General features: G+C 69.7%; 18 protein-coding genes and 1 tRNA gene. 9 read left to right on the top strand and 10 right to left on the bottom strand.

Going from position 1 to position 20,053, the window contains the following annotated elements; translation table 11 throughout:
* Positions 1-87 precede the first annotated feature (87 nt).
* From ACGFMM_RS13285 to ACGFMM_RS13245, 9 genes are all read left to right on the top strand, one after another.
* Positions 88-160: transfer RNA gene (locus ACGFMM_RS13285), tRNA-Trp, on the top strand.
* Positions 161-264: 104 nt separating this feature from the next.
* Complete coding sequence (gene secE / locus ACGFMM_RS13280) at positions 265-552, top strand: preprotein translocase subunit SecE (protein ID WP_393646017.1); 288 nt, start codon at positions 265-267, stop codon at positions 550-552.
* A 78-nt stretch (positions 553-630) separates the two neighbouring features.
* Complete coding sequence (nusG, locus tag ACGFMM_RS13275) at positions 631-1,515, top strand: transcription termination/antitermination protein NusG (protein ID WP_393646015.1); 885 nt, start codon at positions 631-633, stop codon at positions 1,513-1,515.
* A gap of 160 nt (positions 1,516-1,675) precedes the next feature.
* Positions 1,676-2,110 carry a 50S ribosomal protein L11 gene (rplK, locus tag ACGFMM_RS13270; protein WP_393646013.1) on the top strand — a complete coding sequence of 145 codons (435 nt, stop codon included), beginning with the start codon at positions 1,676-1,678 and terminating at the stop codon, positions 2,108-2,110.
* A gap of 78 nt (positions 2,111-2,188) precedes the next feature.
* On the top strand, positions 2,189-2,917 hold the full coding sequence (rplA, locus tag ACGFMM_RS13265) for a 50S ribosomal protein L1 (protein WP_393646012.1): 729 nt from the start codon (positions 2,189-2,191) through the stop codon (positions 2,915-2,917).
* A gap of 324 nt (positions 2,918-3,241) precedes the next feature.
* Positions 3,242-3,772: a 50S ribosomal protein L10 gene (rplJ, locus tag ACGFMM_RS13260; RefSeq protein WP_030757401.1), complete on the top strand. Its 531-nt coding sequence runs from the start codon at positions 3,242-3,244 to the stop codon at positions 3,770-3,772.
* A gap of 110 nt (positions 3,773-3,882) precedes the next feature.
* Positions 3,883-4,266: a 50S ribosomal protein L7/L12 gene (gene rplL / locus ACGFMM_RS13255; RefSeq protein ID WP_393646010.1), complete on the top strand. Its 384-nt coding sequence runs from the start codon at positions 3,883-3,885 to the stop codon at positions 4,264-4,266.
* Between the two features lie 528 nt (positions 4,267-4,794).
* Complete coding sequence (rpoB, locus tag ACGFMM_RS13250; RefSeq protein WP_393646008.1) at positions 4,795-8,277, top strand: DNA-directed RNA polymerase subunit beta; 3,483 nt, start codon at positions 4,795-4,797, stop codon at positions 8,275-8,277.
* Between the two features lie 107 nt (positions 8,278-8,384).
* Positions 8,385-12,284 carry a DNA-directed RNA polymerase subunit beta' gene (locus tag ACGFMM_RS13245; RefSeq protein ID WP_393646007.1) on the top strand — a complete coding sequence of 1,300 codons (3,900 nt, stop codon included), beginning with the start codon at positions 8,385-8,387 and terminating at the stop codon, positions 12,282-12,284.
* A gap of 74 nt (positions 12,285-12,358) precedes the next feature.
* Here ACGFMM_RS13245 and ACGFMM_RS13240 read toward each other — a convergent pair whose 3' ends face one another.
* The 10 genes from ACGFMM_RS13240 to ACGFMM_RS13195 all read right to left on the bottom strand — a co-directional run bounded on the left by ACGFMM_RS13240 (position 12,359) and on the right by ACGFMM_RS13195 (position 20,048).
* Complete coding sequence (locus ACGFMM_RS13240; RefSeq protein WP_393646005.1) at positions 12,359-12,622, bottom strand: hypothetical protein; 264 nt, start codon at positions 12,620-12,622, stop codon at positions 12,359-12,361.
* Positions 12,609-12,842, bottom strand: coding sequence for a hypothetical protein (locus tag ACGFMM_RS13235; protein ID WP_393646003.1), 234 nt, complete (start codon positions 12,840-12,842; stop codon positions 12,609-12,611). Before ACGFMM_RS13235 ends, ACGFMM_RS13240 begins: the two co-directional genes overlap by 14 nt.
* Positions 12,843-12,857: 15 nt before the next feature.
* Positions 12,858-13,769 carry a peptidoglycan-binding protein gene (locus ACGFMM_RS13230; protein WP_393646001.1) on the bottom strand — a complete coding sequence of 304 codons (912 nt, stop codon included), beginning with the start codon at positions 13,767-13,769 and terminating at the stop codon, positions 12,858-12,860.
* A gap of 86 nt (positions 13,770-13,855) precedes the next feature.
* Complete coding sequence (locus tag ACGFMM_RS13225) at positions 13,856-14,068, bottom strand: hypothetical protein (RefSeq protein ID WP_393645999.1); 213 nt, start codon at positions 14,066-14,068, stop codon at positions 13,856-13,858.
* 13 nt (positions 14,069-14,081) lie between these two features.
* A complete protein-coding gene (locus tag ACGFMM_RS13220) occupies positions 14,082-14,795 on the bottom strand; it encodes a hypothetical protein (protein WP_393645997.1) in 714 nt (237 codons plus the stop codon).
* Positions 14,795-15,904 carry a hypothetical protein gene (locus tag ACGFMM_RS13215; protein WP_393645995.1) on the bottom strand — a complete coding sequence of 370 codons (1,110 nt, stop codon included), beginning with the start codon at positions 15,902-15,904 and terminating at the stop codon, positions 14,795-14,797. Before ACGFMM_RS13215 ends, ACGFMM_RS13220 begins: the two co-directional genes overlap by 1 nt.
* A complete protein-coding gene (locus ACGFMM_RS13210; RefSeq protein ID WP_393645993.1) occupies positions 15,901-16,959 on the bottom strand; it encodes a hypothetical protein in 1,059 nt (352 codons plus the stop codon). Before ACGFMM_RS13210 ends, ACGFMM_RS13215 begins: the two co-directional genes overlap by 4 nt.
* Before the next feature lie 11 nt (positions 16,960-16,970).
* A complete protein-coding gene (locus ACGFMM_RS13205; protein ID WP_393645991.1) occupies positions 16,971-18,137 on the bottom strand; it encodes an H-type lectin domain-containing protein in 1,167 nt (388 codons plus the stop codon).
* 12 nt (positions 18,138-18,149) lie between these two features.
* Positions 18,150-19,052, bottom strand: a complete 903-nt coding sequence (locus ACGFMM_RS13200; RefSeq protein WP_393645989.1) for a phage distal tail protein — start codon at positions 19,050-19,052, stop codon at positions 18,150-18,152.
* An 84-nt stretch (positions 19,053-19,136) separates the two neighbouring features.
* Positions 19,137-20,048 (bottom strand): phage distal tail protein, encoded by a 912-nt coding sequence (locus ACGFMM_RS13195; RefSeq protein ID WP_393645987.1) that lies wholly within the window; start codon positions 20,046-20,048, stop codon positions 19,137-19,139.
* Between the last annotated feature and the right edge of the window lie 5 nt (positions 20,049-20,053).

Below are 20,053 nucleotides of genomic sequence, written 5' to 3'. Positions count from 1 at the left end.
GACGCGGCGCTCATGAACACGTACACTCACTGCTCGTTGGCCCTCACCGACCACGTCTCACGATGCGGTAGGTTGGGGACACCGCAAAGGGTCGTAGCTCAATTGGTAGAGCACCGGTCTCCAAAACCGGCGGTTGGGGGTTCAAGTCCCTCCGGCCCTGCTACACACACCGCCAGGTTGTGTGCGCATGTACGTCTTCATTGCACCGCCGTGCGGCTCCATCCGGGCGCGGCACGGCCACGACCCGGAATCAGGTGAGAGATCGTGACGGACGCCGTAGGCTCCATCGACATGCCTGATGCCCAGGACGAGGCGCCGGACTCGAAGAAGAAGCCGCGTAAGGGCGGCAAGCGCGGGAAGAAGGGCCCTCTGGGCCGCCTCGCCGTCTTCTACCGGCAGATCATCGCGGAGCTCCGCAAGGTCGTCTGGCCCACGCGCGGCCAGCTGACGAGTTACACCACTGTGGTGATCGTCTTCGTCGTCGTCATGATCGGCCTTGTCACCGTGATTGACTTGGGCTTCCAGGAAGCAGTCAAGTACGTCTTCGGCTGATTCCCGCGGAGGGCGCCCCCGCGGCGCCTCTTCTCGCATGTTCCACCCCAATCTGTATCGCAGGAAGAAGCAGCCACCGTGTCTGACCCGAACCTGAACGTTGAGGACGAGCTCGACATCGTCGAGGCCGCCGACGAGGACCAGGCCGAGGCTGCTGACGCCGCTGCGGGCGAGGCGGCCGAGGAGTCCGCCGTCCACGTCGACGACGAGACCGGCGAGGACGAGACGGAAGAGTCGGAAGAGGTCGACGAGGCCGCCGCCGAGGCGGAGGACGCCGACGAGGCCGAGACCGACGCCGAAGAGGCCGAGGTCGTCGAGGCCGCCGAGGAGGAGCCGGCCGCTCCGGTCGACCCCGTCCAGGCGCTGCGCGACGAGCTCCGCGGTCTGCCCGGCGAGTGGTACGTGATCCACACCTACGCGGGCTACGAGAAGCGCGTGAAGGCCAACCTGGAGCAGCGCGCCGTCTCGCTGAACGTCGAGGACTTCATCTACCAGGCCGAGGTCCCCGAGGAAGAGATCGTCCAGATCAAGAACGGCGAGCGCAAGAACGTCCGGCAGAACAAGCTGCCCGGCTATGTGCTCGTCCGCATGGACCTGACGAACGAGTCCTGGGGCGTCGTCCGCAACACCCCCGGCGTCACCGGCTTCGTGGGCAACGCCTACGACCCGTACCCGCTGACCCTGGACGAGATCGTCAAGATGCTCGCCCCGGAGGCCGAGGAGAAGGCCGCCCGCGAGGCCGCCGAGGCCGAGGGCAAGCCGGCGCCGGCTCGCAAGGTCACGGTCGAGGTGCTGGACTTCGAGGTCGGCGACTCCGTCACCGTCACCGACGGCCCCTTCGCGACGCTGCAGGCCACGATCAACGAGATCAACGCCGACTCGAAGAAGGTCAAGGGCCTCGTCGAGATCTTCGGTCGCGAGACCCCGGTCGAGCTCAGCTTCGACCAGATCCAGAAGAACTAGCGTTCACAGATTTCCGACCAGGTCAGAGCGGCTGTCACAGCCCCTCTGACCTGCTCGGTTTTTGGCCGCGCAGCCATACCCGTTATCGTTGTGCGGTATGCCTCCATCCGGATGACCGGATGGATCGGCTGAAAACTCTCACTAGGACCCGGAGAGAGCTATGCCTCCCAAGAAGAAGAAGGTCACGGGGCTTATCAAGCTCCAGATCAACGCCGGTGCGGCGAACCCGGCCCCGCCGGTCGGCCCCGCGCTCGGCCAGCACGGCGTCAACATCATGGAGTTCTGCAAGGCCTACAACGCCGCGACCGAGTCGCAGCGTGGCATGGTCGTGCCGGTGGAGATCACGGTCTACGAGGACCGTTCCTTCACCTTCGTCACGAAGACTCCGCCGGCCGCGAAGCTGATCCTCAAGGCCGCGGGTGTGGACAAGGGCTCCGGCGAGCCGCACAAGACCAAGGTCGCGAAGCTCACGGCCGAGCAGGTCCGCGAGATCGCCACGGTCAAGCTGCCCGACCTGAACGCCAACGACCTGGACGCCGCGTCGAAGATCATCGCCGGCACCGCCCGTTCCATGGGCATCACGGTCGAGGGCTGATCACCCCCCTCGTGACCTCAGTGGTAGGGCCGGCGCGGCCCGCACCACGACTCCACACCTGAACCAACAGGAGAAGCAGTGAAGCGCAGCAAGGCTCTCCGCTCCGCGGACGCCAAGGTGGACCGCGAGCGGAACTACGCTCCCCTCGAGGCCGTCCGCCTCGCCAAGGACACCGCCACCACGAAGTTCGACGGCACCGTCGAGGTCGCCTTCCGCCTGGGCGTCGACCCGCGCAAGGCCGACCAGATGGTCCGTGGCACCGTGAACCTCCCGCACGGCACCGGCAAGACCGCCCGGGTCCTGGTCTTCGCGACCGGTGAGCGTGCCGAGGCCGCGATTGCCGCGGGCGCCGACATCGTCGGCTCCGACGAGCTCATCGACGAGATCTCCAAGGGCCAGCGCCTGAACGAGTTCGACGCCGTGGTGGCCACCCCGGACCTCATGGGCAAGGTCGGCCGCCTCGGCCGCGTCCTCGGCCCGCGTGGTCTCATGCCGAACCCGAAGACCGGCACCGTCACCCCCGATGTCGCCAAGGCTGTCAACGACATCAAGGGCGGCAAGATCGAGTTCCGCGTCGACAAGCACTCGAACCTGCACTTCATCATCGGCAAGGTCTCCTTCGACGAGACGAAGCTGGTCGAGAACTACGCCGCGGCTCTGGAGGAGATCCTCCGTCTGAAGCCGTCCGCCGCCAAGGGCCGCTACATCAAGAAGGCGACCCTGACGACGACGATGGGCCCCGGCATCCCGCTGGACTCCAACCGCACCCGCAACCTCCTCGTCGAGGAGGACCCGGCCGCGGTCTGAGCCTCTGAAGGCCCTCAGGGCCGGCTCTGAAGCGCCTCGGGCCCCGCACCTCTCCGGAGGAGCGGGGCCCGATTTGCTTGCCGCGTACCGGTTCGCGTATGGTCTTCCAGAAGCCAAAGACCGCTGGTCGTTGCTGTGCCCGTGAGGGTGCGGTGGCCGAAGGATTCGCTGACTGATGCGAACGACCCGCGCAGGTGATCGTGGAAGAGTTCCCGGATCGTATGATTCGGTCGAGCTGAGCCCCGTGCGCCTGCGCCCGGGGCGTTTTGCTTTGTTCAGCCCCTTCTGAGCGGTCCTCATCACCCGGAAGGAGGCCGAAGCACTATGCCGACGCCCAACAAGGCTGCATCGGTGGCCGAGCTCAAGGACGCGTTCCAGAGCTCCAACGCCGCCGTGCTGACCGAGTACCGGGGTCTCACCGTCGCGCAGCTCAAGACGCTGCGTCGCTCTCTCGGTGAGAACGCCCAGTACGCCGTGGTGAAGAACACGCTGACCAAGATCGCGGCCAACGAGGCCGGGATCACCGCACTGGACGAGCACTTCGCTGGTCCGACCGCGGTCGCCTTCGTCACCGGTGACCCGGTGGAGTCGGCGAAGGCTCTGCGTGACTTCGCCAAGGAGAACCCGAACCTCATCATCAAGGCCGGTGTCCTTGACGGTAAGGCTCTCTCCGCCGACGACATCAAGAAGCTTGCGGACCTCGAGTCCCGCGAGGTTCTGCTCAGCAAGCTGGCCGGTGCCTTCAAGGGCAAGCAGTCCCAGGCTGCTCAGCTCTTCCAGGCGCTGCCGTCGAAGCTCGTCCGCACCGTGGACGCGCTGCGCGCCAAGCAGGCCGAGCAGGGCGGTGCCGAGTAACTCGGCTCGCGCATTGATCCGCGCCGCCTAGCGCGCGGGTCGTAGCGGGCCGATACGCCCGCCTCTCTATACAACCGGCACCTGCCGAATTAGTGGAAGGATCGCCCATCATGGCGAAGCTCTCTCAGGACGACCTCCTCGCCCAGTTCGAGGAGATGACCCTCATCGAGCTCTCCGAGTTCGTGAAGGCCTTCGAGGAGAAGTTCGACGTCACCGCCGCCGCGGCCGTCGCCGTTGCCGGTCCGGGCGTCCCGGGCGCCCCGGTCGAGGCCGTCGAGGAGAAGGACGAGTTCGACGTCATCCTCACCGGCGCCGGCGACAAGAAGATCCAGGTCATCAAGGTCGTGCGTGAGCTGACCTCCCTGGGTCTGAAGGAGGCCAAGGACCTCGTGGACGGCGCCCCGAAGCCGGTCCTCGAGAAGGTCGCCAAGGACGCCGCCGAGAAGGCTGCCGAGGCCCTCAAGGGCGCCGGTGCGGCCGTCGAGGTCAAGTAACACCTCTGCGGGTCACTGAGCTGACTCCTGCCCGCGTGTAACGCGGGAGCACTGAAGGGCGATCACCCATGCGGGTGGTCGCCTTTCGGCGTTCCCTGGAGGGCGCGTGGCGGTGGTCTTGTACCAGGTCCGGGGCAGAGTATGGTGATCTTCGCCGTGCGCCCCGCAGGCCGGGGGCCTTGACGAACCGCACGCCGCGCGCAATTCTCAGGACGCGTCGTCACACGATCCGTATCCGAGGCATGGATCGACGACCGAGTGGGCAGTATCGAGGTGCGCCGCACGGCGCGAGGTACCGCGGAGTTGAGAACAACGAGGGTCGTGAATTACCCGCCCTGGACATCAGTGGGCCAAGTGGCTACACTGTCCCTTTGCGCTGCCTGTTAGCTGCCCCCTGCCCGTCACCAGGGGCATGACCTCGCAAGAGAATCACTGGCCGGAACAGCCCTGACCTGGGGTTTCTGTCTCTGATCATTGCTTGGGACCGGTACGCGCGCAGTGAGTCCGAGCCCTCGGAAGGACCCCCTCTTGGCCGCCTCGCGCAACGCCTCGACCAATATGAACACCGGTGCCAGCACCGCCCCGCTGCGCATCTCCTTTGCAAAGATCAAGGAGCCCCTCGAGGTTCCGAACCTGCTCGCGCTGCAGACCGAGAGCTTTGACTGGCTGCTCGGCAACGCGGCGTGGAAGGCTCGCGTCGAGGAGGCCCTTGAGTCGGGACAGGACGTCCCCACGAAGTCGGGTCTGGAGGAGATCTTCGAGGAGATCTCCCCGATCGAGGACTTCTCCGGGTCGATGTCGCTGACCTTCCGCGACCACCGCTTCGAGCCGCCGAAGAACTCGATCGACGAGTGCAAGGACCGGGACTTCACCTACGGCGCCCCGCTCTTCGTCACGGCCGAGTTCACCAACAACGAGACCGGCGAGATCAAGTCCCAGACGGTCTTCATGGGCGACTTCCCGCTCATGACCAACAAGGGCACGTTCGTCATCAACGGCACCGAGCGTGTCGTCGTCTCGCAGCTCGTCCGCTCGCCGGGCGTGTACTTCGACTCCTCCATCGACAAGACGTCCGACAAGGACATCTTCTCCGCCAAGATCATCCCGTCCCGGGGTGCCTGGCTGGAGATGGAGATCGACAAGCGCGACATGGTCGGCGTGCGTATCGACCGCAAGCGCAAGCAGTCCGTGACCGTCCTCCTCAAGGCGCTCGGCTGGACCACCGAGCAGATCCTGCAGGAGTTCGGCGAGTACGAGTCCATGCGCGCCACCCTGGAGAAGGACCACACCCAGGGCCAGGACGACGCGCTGCTCGACATCTACCGCAAGCTGCGTCCGGGCGAGCCCCCGACGCGCGAGGCCGCGCAGACGCTGCTCGAGAACCTGTACTTCAACCCGAAGCGCTACGACCTGGCCAAGGTCGGCCGCTACAAGGTCAACAAGAAGCTCGGCGCCGACGAGCCGCTGGACGCGGGCGTCCTCACCACCGACGACGTCATCGCCACCATCAAGTACCTGGTGAAGCTGCACGCCGGCGAGACCGAGACGATCGGCGAGTCGGGCCGGGAGATCGTCGTCGAGACCGACGACATCGACCACTTCGGCAACCGTCGTCTGCGCAACGTCGGCGAGCTCATCCAGAACCAGGTCCGTACGGGTCTGGCCCGTATGGAGCGCGTCGTGCGTGAGCGCATGACCACCCAGGACGTCGAGGCGATCACGCCGCAGACCCTGATCAACATCCGGCCGGTCGTCGCCTCCATCAAGGAGTTCTTCGGCACCAGCCAGCTGTCGCAGTTCATGGACCAGAACAACCCGCTGTCCGGGCTGACGCACAAGCGTCGTCTGTCCGCGCTCGGCCCGGGTGGTCTGTCCCGTGAGCGGGCCGGCTTCGAGGTCCGAGACGTGCACCCGTCCCACTACGGACGCATGTGCCCGATCGAGACCCCCGAAGGCCCGAACATCGGTCTGATCGGTTCGCTCGCCTCGTACGGCCGCGTCAACGCGTTCGGCTTCATCGAGACGCCGTACCGCAAGGTCGTCGACGGCCAGGTCACCGACGAGGTCGACTACATCACCGCCGACGAGGAGGACCGCTTCGTCATCGCGCAGGCCAACGCCGCGCTCAACGACGACCTGCAGTTCACCGAGGCACGTGTGCTGGTCCGCCGTCGTGGGGGCGAGGTCGACTACGTCCTCCCGGCCGACGTGGACTACATGGACGTCTCGCCGCGCCAGATGGTGTCGGTCGCGACCGCCATGATCCCGTTCCTCGAGCACGACGACGCCAACCGTGCCCTCATGGGCGCGAACATGATGCGTCAGGCCGTTCCGCTGATCAAGTCGGAGGCCCCGCTCGTCGGCACCGGCATGGAGTACCGCTGCGCCACCGACGCCGGCGACGTGCTCAAGGCCGAGAAGGCCGGTGTGGTCCAGGAGCTGTCCGCGGACTACGTCACGGTCGCCAACGACGACGGCACGTACAACACGTACCGCCTGCACAAGTTCTCCCGCTCCAACCAGGGCACCTCGGTCAACCAGAAGGTCGTCGTCGACGAGGGCGACCGGGTGATCGAGGGCCAGGTTCTCGCCGACGGTCCCGCGACCGAAGACGGCGAGATGGCGCTGGGCAAGAACCTGCTCGTGGCGTTCATGCCGTGGGAGGGTCACAACTACGAGGACGCGATCATCCTGTCGCAGCGCCTCGTGCAGGACGACGTCCTCTCCTCGATCCACATCGAGGAGCACGAGGTCGACGCCCGTGACACCAAGCTCGGCCCCGAGGAGATCACCCGGGACATCCCGAACGTCTCCGAGGAGGTCCTCGCCGACCTCGACGAGCGCGGCATCATCCGCATCGGCGCCGAGGTCGTCGCCGGCGACATCCTGGTCGGCAAGGTCACGCCCAAGGGTGAGACCGAGCTGACTCCGGAGGAGCGCCTGCTCCGTGCGATCTTCGGTGAGAAGGCGCGTGAGGTCCGTGACACCTCGCTGAAGGTCCCGCACGGCGAGACCGGCAAGATCATCGGCGTCCGGGTCTTCGACCGCGAGGAGGGCGACGAGCTTCCTCCGGGCGTCAACCAGCTGGTCCGCGTCTACGTGGCCCAGAAGCGCAAGATCACCGATGGTGACAAGCTCGCCGGCCGTCACGGCAACAAGGGCGTCATCTCCAAGATCCTGCCGATCGAGGACATGCCGTTCCTGGAGGACGGCACCCCGGTCGACATCATCCTCAACCCGCTGGGTGTCCCGTCCCGAATGAACCCGGGACAGGTCCTGGAGATCCACCTCGGCTGGCTCGCCAGCCGCGGCTGGGACGTCTCCGGCCTCGCGGACGAGTGGGCGCAGCGCCTCCAGGCGATCGGCGCCGACCAGGTCGCCCCCGGCACCAACGTCGCCACCCCGGTGTTCGACGGTGCGCGTGAGGACGAGCTCGCGGGTCTGCTCCAGCACACCATCCCGAACCGCGACGGCGAGCGCATGGTGCTCCCGACCGGCAAGGCGCGACTGTTCGACGGCCGCTCCGGCGAGCCGTTCCCGGACCCGATCTCGGTCGGGTACATGTACATCCTCAAGCTCCACCACCTGGTCGACGACAAGCTGCACGCCCGGTCGACCGGTCCGTACTCGATGATCACCCAGCAGCCGCTGGGTGGTAAGGCCCAGTTCGGTGGTCAGCGCTTCGGTGAGATGGAGGTGTGGGCGCTGGAGGCTTATGGCGCCGCGTACGCCCTCCAGGAGCTGCTGACGATCAAGTCCGACGACGTCACCGGCCGCGTGAAGGTCTACGAGGCCATCGTCAAGGGCGAGAACATCCCTGAGCCCGGCATCCCCGAGTCCTTCAAGGTGCTCATCAAGGAGATGCAGTCCCTGTGCCTCAACGTGGAGGTGCTGTCCTCGGACGGCATGTCCATCGAGATGCGCGACACCGACGAGGACGTCTTCCGCGCTGCGGAGGAGCTCGGTATCGACCTGTCCCGGCGCGAGCCGAGCAGCGTCGAAGAGGTCTGACGGGAGTCCGGTGCGGGGACTCGGTGCATTCCGCTGAGTCCCCCGCCGGCCCCAGGACCCCCGTTTCAGACCCCAAGACTTACAACCCTGAGAGGGATTGACGCATAGTGCTCGACGTCAACTTCTTCGACGAGCTCCGGATCGGTCTGGCCACCGCTGACGACATCCGCCAGTGGAGCCACGGCGAGGTCAAGAAGCCGGAGACCATCAACTACCGCACCCTGAAGCCCGAGAAGGACGGCCTCTTCTGCGAGAAGATCTTCGGCCCTACCCGGGACTGGGAGTGCTACTGCGGCAAGTACAAGCGCGTCCGCTTCAAGGGCATCATCTGTGAGCGGTGTGGCGTCGAGGTCACCCGCGCCAAGGTGCGCCGTGAGCGGATGGGCCACATTGAGCTCGCCGCTCCCGTCACCCACATCTGGTACTTCAAGGGCGTCCCGTCGCGCCTCGGATACCTGCTCGACCTGGCGCCGAAGGACCTCGAGAAGGTCATCTACTTCGCCGCGTACATGATCACGTTCGTCGATGACGAGCGTCGTACGCGTGACCTGCCCTCGCTGGAGGCGCACGTCTCCGTCGAGCGTCAGCAGATCGAGAACCGTCGCGACTCCGACCTGGAGGCCCGCGCCAAGAAGCTCGAGACCGACCTGGCCGAGCTCGAGGCCGAGGGCGCCAAGGCCGACGTGCGCCGCAAGGTGCGCGAGGGCGCCGAGCGTGAGATGAAGCAGCTGCGCGACCGCGCGCAGCGCGAGATCGACCGTCTCGACGAGGTCTGGACCCGCTTCAAGAACCTCAAGGTCCAGGACCTGGAGGGCGACGAGCTCCTCTACCGCGAGCTGCGTGACCGCTTCGGCACGTACTTCGACGGCTCGATGGGCGCGGCGGCGCTGCAGAAGCGCCTGGAGTCCTTCGACCTGGAGGAGGAGGCCGAGCGCCTCCGCGAGATCATCCGTACCGGCAAGGGCCAGAAGAAGACCCGTGCGCTCAAGCGCCTCAAGGTCGTCTCCGCGTTCCTGCAGACCGCGAACAGCCCCAAGGGCATGGTTCTCGACTGCGTGCCGGTGATCCCGCCGGACCTGCGTCCGATGGTGCAGCTGGACGGTGGCCGCTTCGCGACCTCCGACCTGAACGACCTGTACCGCCGTGTGATCAACCGCAACAACCGTCTGAAGCGTCTGCTCGACCTCGGTGCCCCCGAGATCATCGTGAACAACGAGAAGCGGATGCTCCAGGAGGCGGTCGACGCCCTCTTCGACAACGGCCGTCGCGGTCGCCCGGTCACGGGCCCCGGCAACCGTCCGCTGAAGTCCCTCAGCGACATGCTGAAGGGCAAGCAGGGTCGATTCCGTCAGAACCTGCTCGGCAAGCGTGTGGACTACTCCGCGCGTTCCGTCATCGTCGTCGGTCCGCAGCTGAAGCTGCACCAGTGCGGTCTGCCGAAGGCCATGGCGCTGGAGCTCTTCAAGCCGTTCGTGATGAAGCGCCTGGTCGACCTGAACCACGCGCAGAACATCAAGAGCGCCAAGCGGATGGTCGAGCGCGGCCGCACGGTCGTGTACGACGTCCTCGAAGAGGTCATCGCCGAGCACCCGGTTCTGCTGAACCGTGCGCCCACGCTGCACCGCCTCGGCATCCAGGCCTTCGAGCCGCAGCTGGTCGAGGGCAAGGCCATCCAGATCCACCCGCTCGTCTGCACCGCGTTCAACGCGGACTTCGACGGTGACCAGATGGCCGTGCACCTGCCGCTCTCCGCGGAGGCGCAGGCCGAGGCCCGCATCCTGATGCTGTCCTCGAACAACATCCTCAAGCCGGCCGACGGCCGTCCGGTGACGATGCCGACCCAGGACATGGTCCTCGGTCTGTTCTTCCTCACCACCGACGGCGAGCTGCGGGACGTCAAGGGCGAGGGCCGCGCGTTCGGCTCCACGGCCGAGGCGATCATGGCCTTCGACGCCGGCGAGCTCGCGCTGCAGTCGGAGATCGACATCCGCTTCCCGATCGGCACCGTTCCGCCGCGCGGCTGGGTTCCCCCGGTCGCCGAGGAGGGTGAGCCGGAGTGGCAGCAGGGTGACAGCTTCCGTCTGAAGACCACGCTGGGCCGTGCGCTCTTCAACGAGCTGCTGCCCGAGGACTACCCGTTCGTCGACTACTCCGTCGGCAAGAAGCAGCTCTCCGAGATCGTCAACGACCTCGCCGAGCGGTACCCCAAGGTCATCGTGGCGGCGACGCTCGACAACCTGAAGGCGTCCGGCTTCTACTGGGCGACCCGTTCCGGCGTCACCGTGGCCATCTCCGACGTTGTCGTCCCCGAGGCGAAGAAGGAGATCGTCGCCCGCTGGGAGGCCGCGGACGAGAAGGTCCAGAAGCAGTACGAGCGCGGTCTGATCACCAAGGACGAGCGCACGCAGGAGCTCATCGGCATCTGGACCAACGCGACCAACGAGGTCGCCGAGGCGATGAACGAGAACTTCCCCAAGACGAACCCCATCTTCATGATGGTTGACTCGGGTGCCCGAGGAAACATGATGCAGATGCGGCAGATCGCCGGTATGCGTGGTCTGGTGTCGAACGCCAAGAACGAGACGATCCCGCGTCCCATCAAGGCGTCCTTCCGCGAGGGCCTGTCCGTGCTCGAGTACTTCATCTCGACGCACGGTGCCCGTAAGGGTCTCGCCGACACCGCCCTGCGTACCGCCGACTCGGGTTACCTGACCCGTCGTCTGGTGGACGTCTCGCAGGACGTGATCATCCGCGAGGAGGACTGCGGCACCGAGCGCGGTCTGAAGCTGCGGATCGCGGCCAAGGACGAGCTGGGTGTGCTCCGCAAGGCGGACGACGTCGAGACGTCCGTGTACGCGCGGATGCTGGCCGAGGACGTCGTCGTGGACGGCAAGGTCATCGCGCCGGCCAACGTGGACCTCGGTGACGTGCTCATCGACGCCCTCGTGGGCGCGGGCGTCGAGGAGGTCAAGACCCGTTCGGTCCTGACCTGTGAGTCCGCCGTCGGCACCTGTGCGTTCTGCTACGGCCGCTCGCTGGCCACCGGCAAGCTGGTCGACATCGGTGAGGCGGTCGGCATCATCGCCGCCCAGTCCATCGGTGAGCCCGGTACCCAGCTGACGATGCGTACCTTCCACACCGGTGGTGTGGCCGGTGACGACATCACCCAGGGTCTGCCGCGTGTCGTCGAGCTCTTCGAGGCCCGTCAGCCCAAGGGTGTCGCCCCGATCTCGGAGGCGGCCGGCCGCGTCCGCATCGAGGAGACCGAGAAGACCAAGAAGATCGTCGTCACCCCGGACGACGGCAGCGACGAGACGGCGTTCCCGATCTCGAAGCGTGCCCGTCTGCTGGTGGGCGAGGGCGACCACGTCGAGGTGGGCCAGAAGCTCACCGTGGGTGCCACCAACCCGCACGACGTGCTGCGCATCCTCGGCCAGCGCGCCGTCCAGGTCCACCTGGTCGGCGAGGTCCAGAAGGTCTACAACTCGCAGGGCGTGTCGATCCACGACAAGCACATCGAGATCATCATCCGGCAGATGCTGCGCCGCGTGACGATCATCGAGTCCGGCGACGCGGAGCTGCTGCCGGGCGAGCTCGTCGAGCGCTCGAAGTTCGAGACCGAGAACCGTCGTGTGGTCACCGAGGGCGGTCACCCCGCCTCCGGCCGTCCGCAGCTGATGGGTATCACCAAGGCCTCGCTGGCGACGGAGTCCTGGCTGTCGGCCGCCTCCTTCCAGGAGACGACCCGAGTCCTGACGGATGCGGCGATCAACGCCAAGTCCGACAGCCTCATCGGCCTCAAGGAGAACGTCATCATCGGTAAGCTCATCCCGGCCGGTACGGGTCTGTCCCGCTACCGCAACATCCGGGTCGAGCCGACCGAGGAGGCCAAGGCCGCGATGTACTCGGCCGTCGGCTACGACGACATCGACTACTCGCCGTTCGGCACCGGCTCCGGCCAGGCCGTTCCGCTGGAGGACTACGACTACGGTCCGTACAACCAGTAAGGCGTACGTCAGAACCGCAGGGCGGTCACCCCACTCGGGGTGGCCGCCCTGCGGCGTTGTGCGCACCGGCCGGGTCAGCGGGTGGCCAGCTCCCAGACCGCCAGCAGCACCCCGCCGCACGCCGTCAGCGCGGCGACCGAGGCCAGCGGCCAGCGGCCCCGCTCCAGGGCGTCGAGGCGGCTCTCCATGTCGGCGAGCTGCTTGTCGGTCTGGTCGCTGCGCTGGACCAGCAGCGCGAGGGAGCCGTCCACCCGGGCGAAGCCGGCCTCCAGGGTGCCGCGGAGCCGTTCCAGTTCGACGGCGACGGCGACGGGGTCGTTCGGATCAGCCTCGGTCACCGGCGTCTCCCGGGGTGCTCCGCAGCCAGGACGGCAGCAGGGTCTGGACGCCCGGGACGGCCATCACCCGGGTCAGCGCACCGGCGACGGCGAGCGCCCCGGCGACCCAGGGGAGGGTCGCCGGCAGGCCCGAGGCCTCGACGAGCGCGGGGAGCAGGACGGCGATGCCGGCGGCGGACTGGAGGACGGTGCGGGCGGTGCGCCTGGCGGCGTCGGACATGGGGGGCTCCTCATCTCACTTCGTGTACGGGACCTTGAGCGCGTTCCAGGAGGCGGCGCCCGGCCAGCCGTCGGCGTCGGAGCCGCGGAAGCCGAGCTTGTGCTGCCAGGCCGCGTACGAGGCCCGGTCGGCCTCGGTCCAGCGGGGGCCCGGGCCGACGCGGTAGCGGCCGCAGCCCTCGGCGATCAGCCGGCGGCCCATGGCCGTGACGACCGGCGAGCTGGGGCTGCCGCGGAAGAACGAGGCGCCGGGGAACGGGTGGTACCGCGGGGGCGCGGGCTGCTGTGGGGCCGGGGGACGCGGGTCGGCGGCGGCGCCGAGCCGCTTGTCGACGCGGTCGCGCAGGCCCGGCATGGCGAAGCCGCGCGGGTCGCTCTTCCAGTCGGACCACTCCAGGTGGCCGATGACCGACCGGGCGCCCCAGCCGTGGGCGCGGCAGAGCGCGGCCGACGCCCGTTCGATGGCGTCGAGCTGGGCGGCGGGCCAGGGGTCGGCGCCGTCGCCGAGGTTGACGCATTCGAAGCCGTAGAAGCGGGCGTTGCCGTCGACGGCGCCCGGGCTGCCCTGGTGCTCGCGCGGGGCGGGCGGCCGGTCGGCGTACGTCTCGCTGACCACGGCCCGCAGGACGGAGGGGTCGCCGCCGCCGGCGTGGTTGGCGCGGCCGCCGCCGACGAGGTGGACGGTGCCGTCCTTGGCGATGACGCCGTGGCAGAGCGGGCCGGGCAGGCCGGCGTAGCCGCGGTAGCAGAGCTCGACGGAGGAGGCGGTGCCGCTGGAGACGGTGTGGTGGATCATCACGCCGCTCACCGGGCCCCAGGCGCCGGCGTGGTTGCGGTGGTGGGTGCGCCAGCCGTCGTGCTCGACGACCCTGACGCCCTCGGCACGGAGCGCGGCGAGGAGCCGGTCCGGGGTGAGAGGAGTGGCCATGGGGGCTCCTTCCGGGAAGACACGAAGCCCCGCGCCGCGGGGAGGCGGCACGGGGCTTCGGTCGTGGTGCGGGGGTCGGCCGGTGGTCAGTCGCTGGTCGCGGCCGGTGTGGATTCGGAGGTGGATTCCTGCGGCGGGTCCCCGTCCGGGGCGGGCGGGGGCACGGGGGACGGGGGCGGTTCGCCCGGGGGGTGTTGCTCCGGGGGCGGTTCGTCGGCGGGGGCGGGGTAGGGGGGCGGGGCGGGCGGGAGCAGCAGCTCGCCGCCCGGCGGGCGGATCACGTCGTCGGCCTGGGACAACTCGACTCCTCTCTCAGGACTGGCGGCCCTCGGCGAAGAGCACCCCGACCGCCGCGGCGCCGGTGCCGCTGACCCGGCGGCCCTCGACGAAGAGGTTGCTCCAGCTGAAGGTGGGCTGCCCGTGCGGGGCGACGAGCGCCTCGGTGAACGACTGGCCGGTGGCGCTGACGTCGCCGCCGAGCTGCACCGTGCTGCCGTCGGCGGCCAGGTAGCGGACCCGCGCCTCCACCGTCGTACCGGTGTCGGCCTGGACCCACACGCCGACGGCGAGCCGCGGGTGCTGCAGGTACATGCCGCCCTGGAGCACCCGGGTCCACGACGCCGAGGTGACGGGAGTGGGGGACGGATACATCGGGATCGGGACGTACGGGCGGGCCAGGCCGCCGGTCTGGGTGTCGTCGGCGACGACGATGCTGCCGAAGCGGTCCCAGACCGACAGGAACTGGGTGTCCGGTCCGTAGATCCCGAACGCCAGGCTGCCGTCCTCGCGCCGCATCAGCACGCCCTGCTGCGGGGTGCCGTCGGCGTGCGCGCTGATCCCGCCGATGTGCAGCAGGGAGTTGCCGGCCTTGTCCTTCACCATGAGCCGGCCGCCGCCGGTGATGGTGACGTCGCCGCCGGAGATGGTGTTCAGCGCGGGCCGGGTGACGGCGGCGGTGGACAGCCGGTGCACCCGGCGCTGCAGTTCGCGGATGAGGTCCAGGAGGTCCTCGGGCAGGGCCGGCATCAGTGCGCCTCCAGGAAGAGTTCGGCGGTCTCCGGGCGGCCGCGCTGCGGCGGCGCGACCTTGACCCCGATCACCCGGTACCGGGCGTCGAGGCCCTGCGGATGCCACTCGTCGGTGATCCGCAGGCGTACCGTCCGGCCGAGCAGCATCGGCGGGACGGGGGCCCGGTCGTCGAGCCGGACGGTCACCTCGGGGATGACCACCGCGCCGCGGGACTCGGCGAGCTGGGCGGCGGCCAGGGCGTTCAGGGTCGCCACGGAGCTCACCGAGGAGTGGTCGGAGGCCAGGTCGATCCGCGGGAAGCCGCCGTCGATCAGGTCCTGGGCGACGTGCTCGGCGGAGATCGCCGGCCGGCTCTCCTGGCTCTGGTCGCTGTTGGCGCTGGCCCCGCGGGCCCGGGCGGTGGTGCCGCCGCGGGTGGCGTCCCGCGGGAAGGCGTAGCTGAGCACCGCGCCGGGGCGGTCCAGTACGAGGTCGGTGCTGCCGGTGAGCAGCTTCGGATGGCCGAGCCGCAGCCGCTTCACCCGCTGCCCGCCGACCGGGTCGCGGTAGACGGCGATGTGGTACTCGAAGCCGCCCTCCACCTCGGCCAGTTGACGGAACGCCTCGTCGACCGCGGTCTCGTCGCCGTCCCGCCACGAGGTGTCGCGCAGGATGCCCGAGGTCTCCGTGCCGGTGGTGACGCCGATGTCGCCGCCCGGGGTCCCCTGGATGTGGTCCCAGAGCTTGCGGGCGATGTCCAGCTGGTCCTGGGCGGCGTAGTACAGGTCCTTGCGGATGCGCCGGCGGGCCGCGTACGAGTCGAACGTCGCCGCCTGCAGGGCGAGCGTGAGCACGCCTTTGTCGTCGGCCTGCAGTGTGGAGGTCCACAGGATGCCGCCCCACCACAGGTCGCCGCCGCGCTCCAGGTAGACCGCGGTGCGCCCGTCCTCGATGCGGCGGACGCGCTCGGCGAGCGCCGCGTCGGGGACCGGGATGCTGCCGGTCAGGGAGCCGGGGCGGCCGATGTAGTCGTCGAGGGAGACGTCCCGCAGCGGGAGCACGTCGATGGGCCGGTCGGTGCGCAGATCGCAGAAGAGCACCCGGTACGGGCTGGCGGCGCCGCTCATGCCGCGGCCTCGTACGTGGCGGAGCCGACGAGGTAGTACCCGGATGCCCAGGTGTACGGGCTCAGCGAGTCGACCAGGCCGGTGTTGCCGACCGCCGTCGCGTCCACCCGGCCGGAGCTGATCTCCAGTTCGAAATGGGAGGGGGTGGTGATGCGGATCCGGGCCGCGAGGCGGGAGTTGGTGGTGCCGCCGAGTTCGGCGAAGCCGATGCCGTGGGTCAGGCCGGCGGCCTGGACGGGCAGCGAGAAGCGCCAGTTGTCGCCGGTGCCGCCGCCCCCGAACGCGGTCGTGGCACCGAAGTGGATCCGGAAGTTGAGGTGCACGGTGGGGCCGTGCTGCACGTACTTGGCCTCGACGAGCGCGTTGCCGTACGACGGGGTGTTGGCGCCGCTGGACGTGGTCCACACCGGGGTGTACCCGCGCCAGACCGGAACGGGCGGGTACTCGGTCCAGGCGGTGCCGTTCCAGCGTTCCAGCCGGCTGCCGTTGTCCCGGTACTGGCCGGTGTAGAGGCCGTCGAAGCCGCCGGACGGCACGATGCCGCCGAGCGCGGCGGTGGCGTACCGCTTGTTGCCGACGGCGGTGGCCCAGTCGATGCCGCCGTTGCCGGCGGAGGCGCCGGCGCGTACGGAGACGTTGTAGAGCGGGAGCGCGGAGGCGGGCAGGGCCGGTTCCTGGGGGGTGGCCGAGGCCTGGCCCTTGATGATCCGCACCAGGGCGCGGGTAGCCCCGCTGCCGTCGTGGGCGTGGTCCTCGACGTCCAGGACGATCCGGTCGATGCGGGCGTACGCGGGGTCGCCGTCCTCGATCGTCAGGGTCTCGGGTTCGGACACGGCCACCAGGTACGGGCCCTGCTGGGCGCTGCCCTGGACGACGGCCCGGCCGGCGCCGACGGTGCACCGCATCGCCGAGACGCCGGTGAGCTGGAGCCCGCCGGGCACGACGCCCTGACGCGCGGTCAGCTCGCCGTTGGGGGTGAGGAGGGTCGAGCCGGCCAGCCGGGTGTCCTCGCGGGTCTGTCCGGTGGGAAGCAGCCATGCGCTGCGGACGGTCATGAGGACTCCTTTCAGGCGGCGAACGCGGCCCAGGCGACCGGGACGCTGGACCAGGTCGCGGACGGGCCGAAGCCGAAGAGGGTGCAGCCGGTGGCGGTGATGTTGATGACCCGGACGTTCCAGCTCGCGGTGGCGGCGATGCCGGAGTTGATGTTGGCGAAGACCCGGGGCGCGGCGGCGAAGGGCGTGGCGAAGTTGAACGTCCAGGTGAAGCTGGTGGAGCTGGTGAACGTCAGCGGGACGGTGCCGCTCTCGCCGTAGTGCGCCTTGTGGGTGCGGATCAGCAGGTCGTCGTCGGTCTTCAGCTGGTTCGGGCCGTAGCGGTACAGGTTGGTGTCGGTGATGGACGTGCCTCCCGGGCCCCAGTAGATGCCGCCGTCGCCGTTGACGAACATCCGGGAGTTGGTCTCGCCGGGCTGGCGCACGGACAGCGCGTTGTCGCCCGGGCCGCGGTAGATGCGCAGGATGCCGTCGGTGGCGAGGTTCTTCGTGCCGTCGCGGTACAGGCGGGCGTCGCCGAGCTGGAGCTGGCCGTTGTTGCCGAGCCGCAGGATCGGCTCCCATTCGGTGCCGCTCCAGCGCTCCAGGACGCCGTTCGCGTCCCGGTACTGGCCGACGTGGCCGCCGTCGAAGCCGGTCGCCCAGCCGGGCGGGACGATGCCGCCGAGGGCCGCGGTGTAGCGGCGGCGGTCGGCGACGGCGGCGCCCCAGTCGAGGCCGCCGGCGCCGGCGCTCGCGCCGGCCGGGACGGTCACCTCGTACAGCTTCTCGCTGTTGGCGGGGGACAGCGGCGCCTGCGGGGTGGCGGAGGGCGCGCCGACGATGATCTCGACCTCGCCGCGGTAGAGCTGGGAGCCGTCGTGGACGTGGTCGCGGACGCGCACCACGACCGCGTCGATCCGGCTGTGCGTGGCGTCGCCCGGGGCGAACGTCAGCTGCACGTCGGCGTCGAGGGTGACGGCGTAGCCGCCCTGGGTGGCGGCGTTCGCGCCCTGGATCCACAGCCGGCCCGGGTACAGCGTGGCCTGCATCGCGGAGGTCCCGGTGAGCCCGAGGCCGCCGGGTATGCAGCCGCCGCGGGTGGTGAGCGGACCGGCCGGGGCCATGCCCGCCGAGGCGGCGAGGCGGTGGTCCTCCGGGGTCATTCCGTCGGTGAGCCGACCCACACGTACGGTCATGGTCTGTACTCCTCAGAGGTGCGCCGAGCGCCAGCTCAGCTGTGCGGAGGCCGCCGAAGTGCCTTCGGGGGCGCGGAAGTCGATCCGGTTCTCGCCGGGCAGCAGGACGAACGACTGCTCGGGGCTGCTGCCGGGCAGGGCGGTGTAGAGGCGCGAGGCGCGGTCGTCCAGGAGGACGGTGCCCTCGACGGTGTCGACGACGAGCCGGTCGCCGGCCGCGAGCGCGAGGTTGTACTCCAGGGCGCGGCCGGTCGTGTGGTTGACCAGCCGGGGGCGGGTCACCGGTCCGGTGAACACCACACGCGGGGAGGTGGCGGCGCTGCCGCCGTTGACGGCGACGCCGGAGCCGGTGGCGGCGGGGGCGCCGTAGTCGAGCGGATAGTCCAGCGGGTAGCGCAGCCCGCTGCCGTACTGCGGCAGCGACAGCGACAGCAGTTCCTCGCGCAGCGCGTAGCGGTGCGGGTCGGTGGCCGTCCACTGGACGGTGGCCCGGGCGGCGCCGCCGGTGACGAAGCCGCGGTCGGTGGGCAGCGCGCGCTGGGTGATCCGGGCGCGTACGGCGGTGGTGCGTCCGTGCATCCGGACCGCGAGCCACTGTTCGGCGTCCTCGGCGTGCGTGGCGCGCACGAAGGCGTCGAGCAGTTCGCCGGCCGCCGCGGGGCCGGCGCCCGGCAGCAGCCAGACGCCGGCGGTGACGGTACGGGGCTGGGCCCAGCGGGCGCCGGGCCAGGCGCCGTGGCCGGTGGGCCGGGCGGCGTCGGCGGAGTCCAGGCCGGGCAGATCGGCCCAGCCGGTGACGCCCTGGCGGTCGATCTCGTACGGGGTGCCGGGGCCGAGCAGCAGTCCGGCCCACTGGATCTGGCCGTCGCGGTCGATCAGTGAGCCGGGGGAGGAAGCGAGGTCGGTGATGGTCATGGCCGCCTCACAGCAGCCCGGCCGGGGCGGGCCGGCCGCGGCGTGGATTCATGGTCGTACCCCTTCGTGGTGTGGGCGGTCGGGTCACCATTCGGCGCTGCGCCAGCGGGCCGTCACCGTCGCGCCCGGTCCGGACCGGTCCGGTCGGAACGCCAGTTCGGAGCGGCCGGGGGCGAAGGCGAACAGTTCCTCGGGGCTGCTGTCGGGCGCCGCGGTGTGGCGGCGCGAGGCGGTGCCGTTGAGGGTGACGGTGCCGGCGGCGGTGTCGACGACGAGTTCGTCGTCCGGGCCGAGGTCGATCAGATAGCGCAGCCGCCGTCCGGTGGATCGTTCGGTCACGGTCGGGTTGCCGCAGGGGCCGTGGAAGACGATCAACGGCTGGGTGGGCGCGGAGCCGTCGTTGTCCGCCGGCACGTCGCCGGTCACGGCCGGCTGCCCCCAGTCCAGCGGCCAGGTCAGCGGCCAGACGAGGCCGGTCTCCGGCTGCGGCGGGCCGGTCCGCGCGGACTGCTCGGCCGACTCGTACCGGCGCGGGTCGGCGGCCAGCCACTGCACCGCCGCGCGCACCGGTCCGCCGGTGAGCAGCTGGCGGTCCGCGGGGATCACCCGCTGGACGACGCGGGCGCGGACCAGCAGGGTCTCGCCGTGCATCCGGACCGCGAGCCACTGCTCCCGGTCCTGCAGGGCGAGGGCGCGCCGCAGGGTGCGCAGGGTGTCCAGCGGGTCCGCGCCGGGGCCGGGCAGCAGCCACAGCGTGCCGGCGACGCGGCGGGGCCGGGCGTACTGGGCGCCGGTCCAGGCGCCGTGGCCGGTGGGCCGGTCGGCGTCGGTGGAGTCGGCCTCGGGCAGGTCCTCCCAGCCGGTCAGGCCCTGGCGGTCGATCGCGTACGGGGTGCCGGGGCCGAGCAGCAGTCCGGCCCACTGGATCTGGCCGTCGCGGTCGATCAGCGAGCCGGGGGAGGCGTCGTTCCGGTCGGGGGTCAGGGTCTCGGCCATGGGCC

The sequence above is a fragment of the Streptomyces sp. NPDC048604 genome (genome assembly GCF_043199435.1).
Lineage (GTDB): Bacteria > Actinomycetota > Actinomycetes > Streptomycetales > Streptomycetaceae > Streptomyces.
Note: the sequence above shows the minus strand (reverse complement) of the source record. Positions and strands in the feature narration are given on the sequence as shown.